This window comes from Vibrio coralliilyticus (assembly GCF_024449095.1).
Lineage (GTDB): Bacteria > Pseudomonadota > Gammaproteobacteria > Enterobacterales > Vibrionaceae > Vibrio > Vibrio coralliilyticus_A.
The window spans coordinates 889,387-907,577 of the sequence record NZ_CP024627.1; the positions used below are offsets into that span (position 1 = coordinate 889,387).

The 18,191-nt window shown below is 44.0% G+C and carries 14 protein-coding genes; 9 read left to right on the forward strand and 5 right to left on the reverse strand.

What is annotated here, in order from left to right; all coding sequences use genetic code 11:
- Positions 1-47 precede the first annotated feature (47 nt).
- Positions 48-539 (forward strand): CvpA family protein, encoded by a 492-nt coding sequence (locus CTT30_RS04050; RefSeq protein WP_045975311.1) that lies wholly within the window; start codon positions 48-50, stop codon positions 537-539.
- Positions 540-574: 35 nt separating this feature from the next.
- A complete protein-coding gene (purF, locus tag CTT30_RS04055) occupies positions 575-2,089 on the forward strand; it encodes an amidophosphoribosyltransferase (RefSeq protein ID WP_239836888.1) in 1,515 nt (504 codons plus the stop codon).
- Between the two features lie 77 nt (positions 2,090-2,166).
- Here purF and znuB read toward each other — a convergent pair whose 3' ends face one another.
- Positions 2,167-2,952 carry a zinc ABC transporter permease subunit ZnuB gene (gene znuB / locus CTT30_RS04060; protein WP_239836887.1) on the reverse strand — a complete coding sequence of 262 codons (786 nt, stop codon included), beginning with the start codon at positions 2,950-2,952 and terminating at the stop codon, positions 2,167-2,169.
- Entirely contained in the window at positions 2,945-3,730 is a 786-nt protein-coding gene (gene znuC / locus CTT30_RS04065) for a zinc ABC transporter ATP-binding protein ZnuC (protein WP_239867626.1), read from the reverse strand. Before znuC ends, znuB begins: the two co-directional genes overlap by 8 nt.
- Positions 3,731-3,812: 82 nt before the next feature.
- Here znuC and znuA point away from each other — a divergent pair, with 82 nt between their 5' ends.
- The 5 genes from znuA to CTT30_RS04090 all read left to right on the forward strand — a co-directional run bounded on the left by znuA (position 3,813) and on the right by CTT30_RS04090 (position 11,586).
- On the forward strand, positions 3,813-4,685 hold the full coding sequence (gene znuA / locus CTT30_RS04070) for a zinc ABC transporter substrate-binding protein ZnuA (RefSeq protein ID WP_252036104.1): 873 nt from the start codon (positions 3,813-3,815) through the stop codon (positions 4,683-4,685).
- A 234-nt stretch (positions 4,686-4,919) separates the two neighbouring features.
- On the forward strand, positions 4,920-8,255 hold the full coding sequence (locus CTT30_RS04075; protein WP_252036105.1) for a helix-turn-helix domain-containing protein: 3,336 nt from the start codon (positions 4,920-4,922) through the stop codon (positions 8,253-8,255).
- A gap of 600 nt (positions 8,256-8,855) precedes the next feature.
- Positions 8,856-9,083: a FeoA family protein gene (locus CTT30_RS04080; protein WP_239836883.1), complete on the forward strand. Its 228-nt coding sequence runs from the start codon at positions 8,856-8,858 to the stop codon at positions 9,081-9,083.
- A complete protein-coding gene (feoB, locus tag CTT30_RS04085) occupies positions 9,083-11,359 on the forward strand; it encodes a Fe(2+) transporter permease subunit FeoB (RefSeq protein WP_252036106.1) in 2,277 nt (758 codons plus the stop codon). The genes CTT30_RS04080 and feoB overlap by 1 nt, the downstream gene beginning before the upstream one ends.
- Positions 11,356-11,586 carry a FeoC-like transcriptional regulator gene (locus CTT30_RS04090; protein WP_239836881.1) on the forward strand — a complete coding sequence of 77 codons (231 nt, stop codon included), beginning with the start codon at positions 11,356-11,358 and terminating at the stop codon, positions 11,584-11,586. The genes feoB and CTT30_RS04090 overlap by 4 nt, the downstream gene beginning before the upstream one ends.
- A gap of 30 nt (positions 11,587-11,616) precedes the next feature.
- On the opposite strand, the gene CTT30_RS04095 is transcribed toward CTT30_RS04090, so the two are convergent.
- Both CTT30_RS04095 and argS read right to left on the reverse strand, forming a co-directional pair.
- Entirely contained in the window at positions 11,617-12,045 is a 429-nt protein-coding gene (locus tag CTT30_RS04095; RefSeq protein ID WP_252036107.1) for an HIT family protein, read from the reverse strand.
- A gap of 99 nt (positions 12,046-12,144) precedes the next feature.
- Entirely contained in the window at positions 12,145-13,878 is a 1,734-nt protein-coding gene (gene argS / locus CTT30_RS04100) for an arginine--tRNA ligase (RefSeq protein WP_239876373.1), read from the reverse strand.
- A 243-nt stretch (positions 13,879-14,121) separates the two neighbouring features.
- Here argS and CTT30_RS04105 point away from each other — a divergent pair, with 243 nt between their 5' ends.
- Positions 14,122-14,721, forward strand: coding sequence for a VOC family protein (locus tag CTT30_RS04105; RefSeq protein WP_252036108.1), 600 nt, complete (start codon positions 14,122-14,124; stop codon positions 14,719-14,721).
- Here CTT30_RS04105 and CTT30_RS04110 read toward each other — a convergent pair.
- Positions 14,713-17,487, reverse strand: a complete 2,775-nt coding sequence (locus CTT30_RS04110; RefSeq protein WP_252036109.1) for an insulinase family protein — start codon at positions 17,485-17,487, stop codon at positions 14,713-14,715. The genes CTT30_RS04105 and CTT30_RS04110 overlap by 9 nt on opposite strands.
- Before the next feature lie 238 nt (positions 17,488-17,725).
- Between CTT30_RS04110 and sixA the strand changes: the two genes are divergently transcribed.
- A complete protein-coding gene (gene sixA / locus CTT30_RS04115; protein ID WP_239836876.1) occupies positions 17,726-18,190 on the forward strand; it encodes a phosphohistidine phosphatase SixA in 465 nt (154 codons plus the stop codon).
- Position 18,191: the final 1 nt, after the last annotated feature.

The following is an 18,191-nucleotide window of genomic DNA, read 5'->3' on the forward strand; positions in this document are numbered from 1 at the left end:
AGCGTTTTTTCTGTTAAAATGCGCGCCAACTTAAGATGTAAGAACAGATGAATTCGTTAGATATTGTCATTTTAAGTGTGATCGGCCTGTCGGCATTGATCAGTTTAATTCGTGGCTTTGCAAAAGAAGCATTGTCTTTGGTTATCTGGTTTGGGGCGTTTTTTATCGCCAGTCAGTACTACGCAAAATTGGCGGTGTACTTTTCCAATATCCAAGACGACATGTTTCGTAACGGAGCAGCGATTGCAGCCTTGTTTGTTTCAACTTTGATAGTAGGGGCTATAGTCAACTATGTCATTGCTCAGTTGGTACAGAAAACAGGTTTGTCGGGAACAGACAGAGTACTTGGTGTCGTCTTTGGCGGCTTACGCGGTGTCCTGATTGTTTCTGCTGCATTATTTTTTATGGATGCGTTTACGTCGTTTCCAGACTCAGAGTGGTGGAGAAGCTCGCAATTGGTACCAGAGTTTAGCCGTATCATTGCGCCTTTCTTCGAGCACTTGCAAGCAACATCGAGTTTCTTATCTGGCGCGCTATAGCGCGCCAGCCATTGTCGCAAATCGAGGATTAGGACATGTGTGGTATTGTTGGAATCGTGGGTACAACGCCTGTAAACCAGTCTATCTATGACGCACTGACTGTGTTGCAGCATCGTGGCCAAGATGCCGCGGGTATTTGTACCATAGAAAGCAATCGTTTTCGTCTGAGGAAGGCGAATGGTTTAGTTAAGGATGTGTTTGAAGCTAAACATATGCAACGCCTTCAGGGAACGGTCGGAATTGGCCATGTTCGCTACCCAACAGCAGGTAGCTCAAGTGCTTCAGAGGCTCAACCTTTCTATGTAAACTCTCCTTTTGGTATTACGCTCGCTCACAATGGTAATTTAACTAACTCGGCGGAAGTGCGTGAGAAACTGTTTGAGAAAGATCGCCGTCATGTGAATACGACCTCTGACTCTGAAGTTTTACTCAATGTGCTTGCTCACGAGATTGATACTGTAAAGGGAAATGTCACAGCAGAAGATGTTTTTCGCGCAGTGACGAACGTACATCGCACGATTCGCGGTGCTTATGCAGTATCAGCGATGATCATTGGTCACGGCATGATAGCTTTCCGTGACCCAAATGGAATCCGTCCTCTTTGCCTTGGTAAGCGTGTAGTTGGAGATACGACTGAATATATGGTGGCATCGGAGTCTGTGGCACTGGATGCTGTTGGCTTTGATTTCATTCGTGACGTAGCACCGGGCGAAGCCATTTATGCGACTTTTGACGGCCAGTTACATACCAAGCAGTGTGCTGATAACCCAGCTTTGAATCCATGTATTTTTGAGTTTGTCTATTTCTCACGTCCAGACTCATTTATCGATAAGATTTCAGTTTACAGTGCTCGTGTTGAAATGGGTAAAAAGTTAGGTGAGCGTATTCGTGATGATTTCAGTCATCTCGATATCGATGTGGTTATCCCGATTCCAGAGACCTCATGTGATATTGCACTACAGATCGCACAAGCTATCGATAAACCTTACCGTCAAGGGTTTGTGAAAAACCGCTACGTTGGCCGTACCTTCATCATGCCGGGGCAGCAGCAGCGTAAAAAGTCGGTACGTCGAAAGCTGAATGCAATTCGTTCAGAATTTAAAGATAAAAATGTTTTACTTGTTGATGATTCAATTGTTCGTGGCACCACATCAGAACAAATCATTGAAATGGCACGTGATTCAGGCGCGAAGAAAGTCTTTATGGTTTCAGCCGCACCTGAAATTCGCTTCCCTAATGTGTATGGCATTGATATGCCTAGTGCGAATGAACTCATCGCTCATGGGCGTGACAACGATGCAATATGTAAGCAAATTGGTGCGGATGAGTTGATTTTCCAAACTCTGGATGACCTAGTGAAAGCTGTTGGAATGGGCAACACAGACATCACCAAATTTGAAACGTCGGTTTTTAATGGTGAATACGTAACGGGCGATATTGACCAGCAGTATCTGGACTTCCTACAGTCTTTGCGTAGTGACGATGCTAAGATCCAGCGAGAGATTCAACAGGACTTGGCTAATCTTGAGTTGCATAACGAAGGGGCTTAAAGAGAGCTTTGGCTGCAAGCGACACATAAACAAGAAGGGCTGATGCAATGCGTCAGCCCTTCTTTTATCTCCAATCTTTAGTATCTGATACGATATAACTGGGTCAACATAAACATGGCCGCTGCGCTGATGACAACGGAAGGGCCTGCAGGGGTGTCATAGTGCCATGACAAACTTAATCCAAGTAGAACGGCTATTGCGCCAATACAAGAGGCCATGAACGCCATTTGTTCAGGTGTTTTGGAGAAACGTCGCGCTGTGGCTGCGGGAATGATTAAAAGCGATGTCATGATGAGCGCCCCCACAAACTTCATACCAATTGCGATGACTAAACCAACCATAATCATCAGAATAAGTCTCATTAAGTCAACATTATGCCCTTCAACGGCAGCTAAATCTTCGTTGACCGTTGTGGCCAACAGTGAACGCCAAAAACAAAACAATATGACGGACACAAGCGCGGCTCCCGCATAGATATAAACAAGATCGGTGGGAGTCACTGCGAGTAAATCACCGAATAGGTAGCTCATTAAATCAATACGAACATTGTCTAGGAAGCTAACCGCCACTAAGCCTAAAGAGAGTGCACTGTGAGCTAAAATGCCTAACAAGGTGTCAGTGGCGACTAATTGCTGTCTTTGCAGCGCTACCAAAATGAAAGCGAGTGCAAGACAGCAGACGATCAAAGCAAAATAAAGATTGACGTCGAGTAAGAAGCCAAGAGCAAGCCCCATCAGTGATGCGTGTGCTAAGGTATCGCCAAAGTAGGCCATTTTGCGCCAGACGACAAACGAACCAAGTGGGCCGGCGATAGCTGCGATGCCAAGGCCGGCTAGAATAGAAGGTAACAAAAACTCAATCATGGTGATGACCGTGTGAATGATGGGAACAAGTAGACGCTTCACCTGAAACGGGATCACCCGCGAGATCATGATGATGGTGTTGATGCTGGTGATGGTAGAAGGCGAGAGATTCACTACGCACTTCACCGAATAAAGCAATGTAGCTTGGGTGTTTGGTGATATCGGCAGGGGCTCCTGAACAACAAATATGATGATGCAAACAGATCACATCATCCGTTTTTGCCATCACTAGATGCAAGTCGTGCGAGACCATGAATACAGCACAGCTAAAGCGATGGCGAATGGTGTCAATCAAGTCGTACAAATCAATCTGTCCTTGAACATCGACCCCTTGAGCTGGCTCGTCCAGTACTAATAGATCAGGCCGTTGTAACAAAGCCCTCGCCAGTAGAATGCGTTGATTCTCTCCTCCCGATAGCGAGTGCATATTAGACTTTATCAGGTGCTCTGCGCCGACAAGCTTTAGCGCATCTTGTAATTCTTGTTCGCTGTATTTACCTGCCAGCTTCATAAAGCGTTTAACGTTTAGAGGGAGTGAGTCATTAAGCCTGAGCTTCTGTGGGACATAACCAATTTTCAAGCCCTTGGATCGTTTGACAGAGCCTGTGAACTTTTTTTGAAGGCCTAAAAGCACTTTTACAAGTGTCGATTTTCCTGCGCCATTGGGGCCAATTAAAGTGGTTATCTCACCTCGTTTGATATTGAGGCTGATATTATCGAGAACTTTACGCTCACCAAACTGAACGCAAACTTGTTGAAGTTCGACTAATGCCGACATGAATGGAACTCATTTGCAAATAACTATTGTTATAATGTAACATTTGTCAAACTTTAACGCCAGAGAGTAGTGGTATTGATTTATGAAACATCTAATTCCTTTGTTATCCATTTTTGCGATAGGTAATGCTAATGCTAGCGAGATACTGACTAGTATCAAGCCGATTCAAATGATTACCTATGAGATCACTCAAGGTGTTTCTGAGCCAGAATTATTGCTTGATTCAAATACCTCTCCCCATGACTATGCGTTGAAACCCTCTGATGTGAAAAGGATCAGAAAAGCAGATTTAGTCATTTGGTTTGGTCATGATTTAGAGCCATTTCTATCTAAGGTGTTAGAAGGACAGAAAAATGTGCTGACGGTCAGTGAAATTGAGGGCATAGCGTTGCGTGAATTTGATGGCAGTCATCATGATCATGATGGGCACAACCATGGTTCGCATGACCCACATTTTTGGCTTGGTTATGAGCAAAGTATACAAGTGGCAGAAGCGATAAGTAAAAAGCTAGGTGAGTTAGATCCTAAAAACAAAGAAACATATCAGGCCAACTATCAAGCGTTCTTAAGCAACTCGAATGAGTATGACAAGAAATGGCGTGCGGCACTTGAGCCTATTAAGGATGTTGGTTACTACGTTTTCCATGACGCCTATGGCTACTTTGAACAGCATTATGGGTTGAATCATTTAGGTGAATTCACGGTAAGTCCCGAAAGAAAACCGGGAGCTAAAACTCTGATAAAAATAAAAAAAGCATTAGCGAAAGGAGATGCTAAATGTGTCTTTGCTGAGCCTCAATTTACTCCAGCAGTTGTGAATTCGGTGACGCGAGGAAGTCAAGCAAAGCAAGGTATTCTTGATCCTATCGGATCGGAGATTCCAGTTGGGCCTGGTAGCTACTTTACTTTCATTCAGTCCATTACCGACAGCTTTACGGAGTGTTTGGGCGAGTAAACATCGGTTAATGAATAACCTAGGGAAGCGCAATGCTTCCCTTTTTCGATGTAATTGAAAAAGAAAAGCTGGATTCTTTGAAGCAACATCTTGTTTATCCGTCTAAATACAAGATAATTATTGGCACAAAATAATTTAATGACGTTGTCTACATAGAACTGTATATCGTCAATCAAGCAGCCATGTTGTCACTCTTATTGGAGTATTGTGGCTGCGGATGCAAGGGAATTGTGAGTGAAAAGAGCCGTTTGCTTTCTGGCACTATATTTTATAGCTCGTTTAGCCGTCGCTATGGATCTTCCTTTATCGGTCTTTTATCCCTTACCGACACAGGCTAAGGGGAAGGCATTTGCGGCAAAAGAGCTTTTTCTTGCCGAAAATGGTGGTATTTGGTTTCAGGATGTCAGGAATCAAGTGCTATTTTTTGACGGTCAAAACATCTTGCCTAAATCAGGCTCCGCACTTGAGTTTAATCCAGCACATATTGCGTTTCTCGATAACGCATTTTGGTCTTTTGCTGGTAATGAGATTTATCGTACTACTCCGGGTAAGTCACGAGAACTCATGTTTAGTCTTACCCCTGGTACGGAAATTTTACGGATAGGGGTTTCCGGACGTTATGTTTGGGTATCCGATACTGCCAATTTTTACACCTATCATATTGAAAGCGGAGATTTTTCTTCATACTCCTTAATGGAGCTGTATCAGTATAATCAGTCGGCAGAAATCAGTGTCACGGATGCCAAACTCATTAAATCAAAATGGGTTTTAGCAACAAATTCAGGTGTGTACTTGTCAGATGGGGATCATTTTGAGCATGCTCCTCGCTCTGGAAAAAATCACATCGAAACGCTCTATTTTTCTGAGAAGCGACAAGAGTTGGTTGTTGGGACTCGAAGCGGAGCCATCCTTTTCAGTATTAGTCATCCTAACGGACCGCTCAAACGCATACCTGGAGGTCATGTTCTCAGTATTGCTGAGACAGAAGATGGATACTGGCTGGGCACCGAATCAGGCTTACAGGTTTATTCTTTCGGATCGAGTGAGAGCCGCTATGCCTTGAGAACCTTGACGTATAGCAATGCTTTGCCTGGTGAAAAGGTCTATTCATTGCTGAATGATCGTCGTGGCGGCATATGGATCGCTACGGAGAGGGGAATTCATTACTTTTCCTTGTTTTCTCATCATTTTCAACGCTTTCCAACTTTGATGATCAACCATGGCTCTACGTCGGAAAAGCTGATTCAGCTAAAGAGTATGCACAGTCGAGGCGGATTTTGGATGGTGACTAGTGTGGGCGTGTATACCCTTAAACTCAATAGCAGACCTTCCAGAAAACTGGTATATAAAGGCAGAGTGAATAATGTCATTGAGCATAACGGTACGCTGTGGCTAGCCACTGACAATGGCATCATTTGCATTGATAGTGTATCTGGTGCATTGCTCAAAGACAGTTTGCCCAATTTTTTAAAGACCTCATCGGTTGAATTGCTAGAACTGGATAAGCAAGGTCGAGTCTGGGGGGCCAGCGACCATAAGTTATGGCGTTTCGATACAAACAATCGTGAGCTGGTGCAATATGGCTCAGATTGGATGCTGAATCAGTACTTACCTGCACAACTTACTCAAATGTCCGTTACTGATGATGGCAGTTTGGTACTTGGTACTGATCATGGCGCTTATGTACTGATTGATGGTCAGATTCATTATATTGATGATTCGGAACACTTTGGGCGAGTTGTGAGCATAGAGGAAGGTAAGACAGGGGAAATTTGGGTAGCGAGTACTTACGGTTTGTACCGATTAGATCTAGCCAGTTTCCAACTCGAACCTCTAGGTATGGTAGAGAATCATATTACCCCTAAGTGTTTGCTTAGCAGTGGGAAAGGTATTTGGATGACTTCTTCTGCAGGGCTCACTCGTTATACAAGCAATGGGGAAATTGCAGCACATTTTGGTGAGCCATTGGGTTTAGTAAACAACGAATTCCTATCAGGCTTATGCAGTCTAGGCTCAGAAAGTCAGCAAAACCTCTTACTTGGTTCTAGGCGAAACTTGGTCAAGGTTGATACCCAAAGCCTGAGTATGAGTCATCCGCCGAAAGTACAGGCCATTATTAGCCAAGTCACTGCTAATCAAGAGCTATTTTCTCTTGGTGGAAGCCTATTCAATGCCCCACATGTAAAGTATGGGCAGCCAATTGCTTTTCAGTTTGGAGTGCTGCCTCAGGTGAGTCATGTCGCGCTTCAATACCGGCTCGGATCTCAGGAAGAGTGGCAAGATCTTGAGGGAATGAAGCTAACCATTGAGCATATTCTTCCAGGACATTATGCACTTGAAGCACGAGTGGTCAGCAATGGCATGGCTCAAAGCGCGATCGATCCGTTCGTGTTCTCGGTTGAAGAGCCTTGGTATTTACGCGGGTATGCGATCTTGTCATATATTGCCCTTACTTTAGTTTTGTTAGCGATAGTAATTTATTGGCGTTCACGAATAATGGCGAGAACGAATAAAGAGTTAAAATCACAGATTGCATTGAAGACGAACCAGTTGCGTCATCAAAGCCGAATTTTACTCACTAACAACGATCAATTAAGAAAGCAGCTCCAAATAAGGCGTATTCTTTACCGCCAGTCGGTGCAATCGTTGCGTGAAAGATTGCAAAGCTGTGCAGCTCAAGTCATTTCCGAATCGGAGCAAGGGAAGCAACAACTCATGAGCTTTATGATTCATGAATTAGATTTGCTCCTCAATGTACGTGCGGCAAATGGTGATGCCTTACCAGTGTACAACTTGTCTCTGGTATTGCGCTCAGCGTTGGATGGTTGGCGAGAAGAACTGAATAAAGCCGGTTTATCTGTTGAGATAAGTTCGGATCAAGATAAAGACATATACGTCACGCTCGACGTGTTTAACTTGGATAGTGTGTTTAATCTTCTGATTGATAACCTGATCAAACGTATGTATCGCGGACAAGTCGTTTTGATGGCTTGCCGCGTCGAGGATGGAAAAGTCCATTTTTCTATCACTGAACAAGGTAAAAAGCTTGATGGCGATTCAGTATCAGCTGAAGAACTATGGAATGAGATCGAGTCTCTCGTTAAAGAAAGTGGAGGTTGTTTCCATCGATATAGTTCAAATGAGAGAAATTTGCTCGAGTGCGTGTGGCCTGTAGGTAATGAGTTTGAAGAAAATTCGATCGTTCATCTGACTGATACAGGATTATTCGAAGAGCAATCTAAAGAGAAAGATCCATGGGTTGAAAAACTCGAAGCGCTGGTTATAAAACACTATTCAGACCCTGAATTTGGCACGGCTCTGGCCGCTAAGCAGATGTTTGTATCAGAACGCAGTTTGCAACGTCGATTTAAGACCGCCACACAACGTACGTTTATGGACTACGTCACGGAAGTACGTTTGGACTATGCATGCCGACGTTTACTTGCAGGAGAGAAGATCTCTGATGTCGCATTCGAGTGCGGGTTTAATGACCCTTCCTATTTCAGCCAGCGATTTAAACATCGTTTTGGTGTTTCCCCTTCTCAGTTCATTGAAGAACAAGAACAGTAATCTAAGGCGATTCTCTGCATTAAGTAAAAAGTGTTGTGTTGAGGTTGTTTGAATGAACACTCTGCGTGATGCGTGATGCGTGATGCGTGATGCGTGATGCGTGATGCGTGATGCGTGATGCGTGATGCGTGATGCGTGATGCGTGATGCGTGATGAAAAAAATATCGTGGTATAGCCGGGGGGACTATACCACGGGTGTCAATGACACCTTCGCTTGCTGCCGGAGTGGTGCGGTAGCACCACCTCTGGAATTCAATGTCTTCAAGAAGCTTTCCTCGTCGACGTGGTTAACTATAAAACTATCGACTTATTTTACTTATAAAATTAACGCCAAGGTTACATGATAAAAACGACACTTGGTTTAAGTTTTTGATATTTATTGTTTTTATTTTGTTTTTGAATGAAAGGAACTCAATGAAACTAGCTGATTAAGTGACATTAATTATGGCTTTTAACGGAATTAACGAGGCTTTAATTAACGAAAGTGACGTTCCATAAATGTAATGTTTGATTTCAGACAAGATTTAAAAATTTCACACGGGCTAATATCTAAATTCTTAATAATAATATTTCTCATTTTTATCTTTAATTGGCCTGTCTATGAAACTGTCAGATCTAACACAAGGACAAAAAGCAACCATTACTGGTTTCTCTGAGCTTTCAAGCGATGTCCGAAAAAAACTCATGGTTATGGGGTTATTGCCGCAAACACCAGTTACGCTTATCCGCAAAGCACCAATGGGCGATCCGCTTCAAGTTGAAGTGCGTGGCGTTTCTTTAGCGGTGAGAACCAATATTGCGAACGCTATTCTTGTGGAGGCTAGCTAATGAAGTACCACATTTTAACCGTTGGTAATCCAAACAGTGGCAAAACCACGCTGTTTAACGGTCTGACTGGGGCAAAGCAGCAAGTCGGTAACTGGGCTGGAGTTACGGTCGAAAAGAAAACAGGTCGATATCGCCATTCAGGTGATGAATTCATGCTGACTGACTTACCCGGTATTTATGCGCTTGATAGTGGCAATGATGGTAACAGTATCGATGAGTCCATTGCTTCTCGTGCCGTATTAACTCATCCAGCGGACCTGATTATTAATGTTGTTGATGCGACTTGTTTAGAGCGCAGCTTGTATATGACGCTTCAACTACGTGAATTAGGCAGACCTATGATGGTCGTGTTAAATAAAATGGATGCTTTAAAACGAGAACGCCAGACGATCGATATTAAAGCGCTAGAAAAAGTGTTGGGTTGTCCGGTGTTTGCGCTATCAGCGAATAATAATGGGCAGGTTCAACGCTTTAAAGAGCGTTTACATAAAGCTGTTGTCCAAGGTGTAGCGCTGGATGAGCTGAATATCCATTACCAATCAGATTTTGAATATGCAATCGAGCAGATCCAACCTATTTTTGAAAACCACTCTGAAGTATCTGCAAGAGCGCTTTCAATTCGCGCATTAGAGCAAGACTTGCTTGTCCTCAATAGCCTCTCTTCAGAGGAGAGAAGTATGATTGCCAATGTTCAGCAATCGATAGAGCTGGATATTGATTTATTAGTTGCCGACACTAAGTACACCTTCTTACATGAACAGTGTAAAAGAGTGCGCCGAACAGAAGGAAAGCTCAGTCATAGTTTTACCGAAAAGGTGGACAACGTCATCCTGAATAAGTGGGTTGGAGTGCCGTTTTTCTTTGTGGTTATGTATCTGATGTTTATGTTCTCAATTAACATCGGAAGTGCGTTCATTGATTTCTTTGATATTGGTGTTGGTGCCTTATTGGTTGATGGAGGGCACTATTTACTCGACGAACACCTTCCTGTTTGGCTTGTCACCTTAGTTGCTGATGGCGTTGGTGGGGGGATTCAGACGGTGGCAACCTTTATTCCAGTGATTGCCTGCCTCTATCTTTTCCTTGCCGTTCTTGAGAGCTCGGGCTACATGTCACGTGCAGCGTTTGTACTTGATAAAGTGATGCAAAAAATTGGTTTACCGGGCAAAGCATTTGTTCCACTAGTACTTGGCTTTGGGTGTAATGTACCGGCAATCATGGCAACACGTACCCTAGATCAAGAGCGCGAACGTAAGTTAGCGGCATCAATGGCACCATTTATGTCCTGTGGTGCTCGCCTGCCGGTATATGCTTTGTTTGCTGCCGCATTTTTCCCAGAAAGTGGTCAAAATATTGTGTTTGCATTGTATTTGCTGGGTATAGTAGCCGCTGTTTTTACAGGGCTAGTGTTGAAGCACACACTTTACCCGGGTTCAAGCGATAGCTTAGTGATGGAAATGCCAGATTACGAGCTACCTACAGTACAAAATGTTCTGATCAAAACATGGCAGAAACTTAAGCGATTTGTTTTAGGGGCTGGCAAAACCATTGTCGTTGTGGTCACCATTCTCAGCTTTCTTAATTCTGTTGGTACAGATGGTTCATTTGGTAATGAAGACAGTGAAACATCCGTATTGTCTAAAGTTTCTCAGGTTGTGACACCTGTATTTGCTCCTATTGGTGTCAAAGAAGATAACTGGCCAGCAACGGTAGGTATCATTACAGGTATTTTCGCAAAAGAGGCGGTTGTAGGTACGCTGAATAATCTCTATGCGCCTAGTGAAGGTGAAGAAGCCGAGTTTAACTTGATGGCGAGTTTAGAAGAGGCGGTGATGTCGATTCCTGATAATCTAGCAGGGTTAAGCTATTCAGATCCACTGGGTATCGAAGTCGGTGACTTAACGGATAGCTCTACGGTTGCTGAGGAACAGGAAGTGGATGCCTCGATTTTTGGCAACTTGAATCAGCACTTTGCATCGAGTCATGCGGCTTTTGCTTATTTGATCTTCATCCTGCTTTACACCCCTTGTGTGGCAGCTATGGGAGCTTATGTACGAGAGTTTGGTCAAAAGTATGCGCGTTTTATTGCTGCGTGGACAATGGGCTTAGCTTATGGTGGTGCAGCCTTATATTACCAAGTCATGCATTTTGCTGATCATCCTGTTTATAGCTCAGCGTGGATTGCTGGTATCCTGCTTGTCTCCTTGGTAACGTACCGCGTTCTTAAAACTGCAGGTGAGAAACAAACACTCTATGTGGAGACACAAACAGCATGATCCTGAGAGAGCTGAAACAGTATATCGAACAGCAGGGCTGTGTAAGTCAGAGAGAGCTTGCTAAGAAATTTGCGCTGAGTGAGGATGGTGTCGATGCTATGCTGGCGGTATGGATCAGGAAGGGTCAGATCTCTAGACTGGTTGATACGAATAAAGCTCACAGGGTGATGAGAGTGCGTTACTCCGCGAATTGTTCGGATGGGATTGCTCTCACGGTTACAATGTAAACAATGCCGCTGGATAACAGCGGCATTTTTTTATGCCTTTCGAAACAGACTACTTAGTGATAGTACGTTTTGAATGCGAGAAAGCATGGTTTGTTGTTCTTCCTCAGAACGAAACACGCCGTTGGTGTTACCCCAAATGGGACCGGGCCAAGCGATGTCGTCTTTGAAGCGAGCGATATGATGAATATGCAGCTGTGGGACCATATTTCCAAGCGCACCTAAGTTGAGTTTATCTGGGCGAAACGTTGCTTCTAATGCTTGGCTTACTGCTTGTGATTCGAGTAAGAACTGTTGTTGATCTTGCATTGGCAGGTGGTGCAGCTCCTTAAGACTTTCCCGTTTAGGGACAAGAATCACCCAAGGAACAGCGTTGTCCTTGTGGAGTAGAGCAATAGTCAAAGGAAAGTGACCGATGACGTTAGTATCCTTTGTCAGTTGTGGATGGAGTTCAAAACTCATGATTCATTCCTATTAGTATTTTTAGCCAGTATACGCCAGAAAAAACAAAAGGTTGATGCTTTCACATCAACCTTTATTTTCTATCGCTAAAGCCCTAGCTTACATACGTTCTAGTGTATCAATACCTAGCAGAGAAAGACCTTGTTTGATGGTCTTCGCCGTCAGTGCTGCCAGCTTCAGACGACTCTGTTTCACAGACTCATCTTCTGTGTTCAGAATTGGGCATGCTTCATAGAAGCTTGAGAATTGGCCAGCAAGTTCGAATAGGTAACTACACATAATGTGTGGTTGACCTTCACGAGCAACTGACTGCACGGCTTCTTCAAATTGAAGTAGCTTGGCGATAAGAGATTTCTCTTTCTCTTCGGTGATCTTAATGTCGCCCTCTAACTCATCCATTGAGATGCCCGCTTTAGCAAAAATAGATGCAACGCGCGTGTAAGCATACTGCATGTATGGGGCAGTGTTGCCTTCAAAGGCCAGCATGTTATCCCAGTCAAACACGTAGTCAGTCGTACGGTGCTTAGACAGGTCTGCGTACTTAACAGCAGCCATCGCTACCGTATTCGCGATGTTTTGCTTTTCAGCTGTTTCTAAGTCTGGGTTCTTAGACTCGATAAGTTTGATTGCACGCTCTTCTGCTTCGTCTAGTAGATCCGCCAGACGAACTGTGCCACCTGCACGCGTCTTAAATGGACGGCCATCCTTACCTAGCATCATACCGAAAGCGTGGTGCTCAAGAGTTACCTCTTCTGGCACATAGCCCGCTTTACGAACTATAGTCCAAGCTTGCATCAAATGTTGATGCTGACGTGAGTCAATAAAGTACAATACGCGGTCTGCACCTAGCGTTTCGTAGCGGTATTTAGCACAAGCGATATCGGTAGTGGTGTACAAGAAGCCGCCGTCACGCTTCTGGATGATCACACCCATAGGCTCGCCGTCTTTGTTTTTGTACTCTTCAAGGAACACAACTTGTGCACCGTCATCTTCTTGTGCAAGACCTTGTTCTTTCAGGTCTGCCACAATGCCAGGAAGCATGTCGTTGTACATGCTCTCACCCATTACGTTCTCACGAGTTAGAGAGACATTAAGACGATCGTAGTTGCGCTGGTTTTGGATCATGGTGATATCAACCAGCTTCTTCCACATCTCAGCGCAGTATTCATCACCACTTTGTAGTTTTACCACGTAATTACGAGCTTTTAGCGCAAATTCTTCGTCTTCATCGTACAGCTTTTTCGATTCACGATAGAAAGCTTCTAGATCAGCGAGTTCCATTGATATTTCACCAGACTCTTTTTGCACTCGCTCAAGGTTCGCAATCAGCATACCAAACTGAGTACCCCAGTCACCGATGTGGTTAGCACGAATGACTTTATGGCCTAAAAATTCAAGTGTGCGCACAACGGCGTCACCGATAATAGTTGAACGCAGGTGGCCAACGTGCATTTCTTTCGCCACGTTTGGCGCAGAGTAGTCAGCAACAATAGTCTTTTGAGTTTCAGGCGCGACACCAAGACGAGAGTCAGATAGTGCGGACTCAGCTTGTTTAGCAAGGAATTCTTCGCTCAAGAAGATGTTGATAAAACCTGGGCCAGCAATTTCTGTTTTGCTAGCGATGCCATCAAGGTCCAGAACATCCAGTACTTTTTGAGCAAATTCGCGTGGGTTGGTACCGAGTTTCTTAGCAACACCCATGACGCCGTTTGCTTGGTAATCACCAAACTGAGGCTTTGCTGATTGGCGAACTGCAGCAGGGCTACCTGCCGGTGCGCCAGCGGCTTCTAGAGCCTGAGATACTTTGTCGTTAATAAGTGCTTGGATATTCACACGCGCTTCCTTCAATTCTGGGAATTGGTTGGATATGCATATAAATATTCAGTTTAGTCAATGGCTATGGCTGAATAATATCCACTCTAGTGGAATAAATGCATATCTCTGTAGAGTTCATAAATTGGCGCACATAATACCAACTTTATTGCCTCTCTTATAGGGAGTGAACTGGGAAATTTTCTACTTTTCCTTAGGTTCTTGCTAGTATTGCGGAAAAATCAACGTTTTGGATAAATGAAAATGTCTCAAAGACTATTGGATGCTGAATTGATGCCTTCACAAATGAAAGGCAAGATTGAAGATTTTATGCATAAAATTCAAGGTTTAAGCGAGAAACTGCATATTAATTTACGTCCTTTTCAGGCGGATCATATTGCATTACGTATCAATGACTTGGAATTGGCAAAACTGGCTCATCAAGAGTGGTTAAAAGAAGGCTGTGAAATATCAAATGCGGTGATAAATGGTCGTCCGATCATCGTGATTGAATTCACTGAGCCATTGAAGGCGTTAAATTGGTCAATTGAATGCTTAGAGCTACCTTACCCGGCCGAGGGAAAACGCTACCCACAACAGAGTTGGGAACATGTTGAGTTTGTTGTGCCTTCGCAAGCTGAAACAGCAGAGGAATATCTACAGGAGATTAAGGGCATACAGCCAGAAATGGCGAAGCAATGGGAACAGTTAAGTGAGCAGGGAGTGAAGATCAAGTTATCTAGCCCGAAAGGTGAGGGTGAGCGGCTCAATAACCCCACAGTGGCGTTTAAGTATGAGGGTGTGTGTATTAAGCTTCACCCCCATTCATTAAAGACAATTGTCGAGTCTGAACAATCAGCCTAAGTCAATATCCTTCGGTCTAAGTTGAAACTCTTCTATTGAGCCTATTTCTAGGCCTAAGTCCAGTGGTGCTGACTCGTGATGTGCATTTCCTTGGGTGTGCATGATGAGTCGATTTGCTGTCCGTGGTTTGAGCTCATTGACAACAAAGCGGATCATATCTGCACGAGTTAAGGTTTTCAGTTCCTCTAATACCACTTCTTTCTGGTTGAAGTTATCGTCTTTGTTACCTATCGCAACCCAAAGGCGTTGAGCTCGGCTTCTTAGTGTCGTGTCAGGTGTCGCGATCTGATTCCATAGTCCTCGCTTGCTGCTATGCCATTGGTACTCATTCAGCTCAAGCAGCACCATATAGAAAGCATTGAGGAATTCATCAATGGAGCTGATTAGATCGATAGGTGCGGCATTGGGTGATTGTACATAGAGTACAATACCTGGATGACGATTGAGTGGTAAGTTGCCAGTACCGACCATATAGCCCAACTGCTGCTTGGTTCTTATTTCATGAAAAAAAGTTGCGGACATCAAATGGTTAGCCAGCGAATACAAAGCAATATTGCGTGGCTCTATATCATCGCATTGGTAATAAACGACAATTGCTGAATCTTCTTGGTTACACTCCACTGAACGCTGGAAAGTCCCATTTTTGCCAAGCATCACCAGAGGGCGCAGTGCTTCTTCGTACTGTTGGTTGTGTACTCTAAGTGCGTCTTTCAGTGTTGTCCCAAGATGGATAGCATCAGAGCGAGTCCAGTCTCCGTAGACAAACATTTCGACATGTAACTCAGCGAGTATTGCCTGCACAAATTCAGCCAATTCTTTCACATGGATGGTTTCCAAGGCTTCGAGCAAATCAGCGTAAGGAGGGTTGTTTGGTTGTAACAGGCCCGTCATAGCGTTGAAAAGTTGCGAGATAGGTTTATCCTGTGCCGCGTTCCGCCAATTCCTCAACAATTGATTCTTAATGGTATCAAAGCGTTTTGAACTGAAGTCACGTTTGGCAAAGCGCTCCAAGATCATTTTCATTAATTCTGGTTGTTTCTTACTGAAGCCTGAAAGTGTTAGGGTTACTCCACCTTGGTGGGCATACATGTTGTAACCCATACCTGCGATCTCAGCTTGATAAGTTTCTTTGGCTAAAGAATCGAGGAACATTTCCACGCACAAGCGAGTTTTCACAATATTTCTGGGGTTAGCGACGGCGTGAGGACTGTCTATCGCGACGTATATAACCCCTTTAGGTACCTTGAATTCATGATCTTGTAAGTGCCATAGCTTAAATCCTGGTAGCTCTTCTATCACTTCTGGAATGTCAGAAAGAGCTTCAACAGGTTGAGGATCCAAGTCATAACAGATAAAAGGGTTTTTAGGTGGAAGCGCGAAGTTCAAGTCGCTTGGTGTTTTATATTTGGCTAGCTGTTCCGATGAAAACGGTAACACTGAATAAGGGGATGCGTACCACTGAGCTTGTTTATCATAGTATAAGCCTTGAGCAATCAGCGTGACACGCAAATTCTCCGGCGTTAGGTATTGCAGAAGGCTTCTGAGCAGTGTTTCATTATATTCAGTCATCATAAAATCGCCATAGACGGTGTCTTCTGGCGCATAATGCTGCATATTAACTACTAAATGGCTGACAAGATCGAGTGGCCTGGTGGGTTCTTGAAAGTGGAATGCAGATTCCAATACGGCTTGCTTCTCGAGGTAGCGCCACTCGTCAAAACCTTCACGGCTTAGTAGCGATAAATAACTGAATATAGCTTGAACAATATCGTCAACATGCTCTATGCCCTCAGGGGTTAACGCGCAGCTAACCGTAAATTCTCGATAGTTACTTCCGCTGGTTCCGCCACCAGCTGAAAGGGAAGTAATCCATCCGGCTTCTTTGAGTTCGAGCATCAGGCTTCCGTCACCTTCGTAGCCGAGAAGATGAGCAAAGTAAGACAGAGGCTTTTGACGGTAATGTTCATCCATACATGGCATGGGAAAGGTCAAAATCAGTTTGCGAATGTCTTTAATCGGTTCGACATTGACCAAGATACGGGTGGAGTTTTCATCGGTATAAGGGACGTCGATTGATTTACCCGCGAGGTTGTGAGTCGGTATGGCTGAAAACTTTTTGGTGACCCAACTTTCTAGTTCGTCTAACGGCTGTGGGCCCATTACAGTCAATGTCATTAAGTCAGCGGAATATTGCTGATAATGGAAATCAACGATTTCATCTCGAATAGATTGACCGCCGCGGTCACCTAATGTCTCTAGGTTGCCCACAGAGAACTTGGCAAATGGATGCTTCGGATTGACGAGCTCCTTGTGGACCTGATACAGCCTTCGAGAGTCGTCGTTTAGTTTGAGTTTGTATTCAGATTCAACCGCTTGGCGTTCTTTGTCGAGCGCCTCAGGATTAAAGAGTGGGGCGGTAAAAAATTGACTAAACCTGTCGAGGCTATCGGCAAAAGCCGAAGGTGTGACGTCAAAAAAGAAGCAAGTATGTTCGGTACCAGTCCATGCGTTATTACTGCCACCATGTTGGTTAATGTAACTTTGAAATTCACCAACTTTAGGGTATTTTTCTGTCCCTAAAAACAGCATATGTTCCAAGTAATGAGCAAGACCTTGACGATCCATTGGATCATCAAAGTGCCCAACATTGACGGCTAACGCTGCGGCTGATTTTTGCGCGTCTTTATCTTGAATAGCTAACACTCTAAGCCCGTTTTTCAACGTGAGGTAGCGATATTGGTTGGTATCATTGGGGCTTATGTGCACAAGTATTTCTCCGCTGAAGGTGCTTAGGTATTAGTATGTACGCGATGTGGATGAGTGCCAACTATCTCTTTGAGAAATATAAGCATACACAAAATATGAATCCGTCCATTAAGATTGTTAAGAAAGTCGAAGTCTTTAGCAAGGTACTTGATATAATTATTTTTAAACAAGTGCTAAAAATCAGCGTATAAAAATAACAATGATGATAATTACAAGATCACAGATTTAGGAAGAAGCCATGAAAATATTCATTATGCGTCATGGGGAAGCTGAGCATTATGCAGCAACTGATGCAGAGCGTGCGCTGACAGAGAGAGGGCGCAGTGCCTCTGCGGCAGTAGCCCGAGCATGCGCAGAGCAAGGTTATGCACAATTCGATAAAGTATTAGTTAGCCCTTACTTACGTGCTCAGCAAACTTGGCAAGAGATCTCACGCAGTTTTAGTGCGAAACAGATCCAAACATGCGAAGACATTACACCGTACGGTGAGTCCAACCAAGTGGCGGACTATGTAGTAGCGACAGCCGAGGTAGAGGAGCTAGCATCAATATTGTTGGTGTCACATTTACCGCTTGTTGGGTATCTCACTGCAGAGTTGGTTCCGGATATGGTGCCTCCGATGTTTCCTACCTCAGGTATCGTGTGCGTGGACTATGACTTAGCAAAACGACGTGGTGAACTGCTTTTCAATATCCAACCTTAGT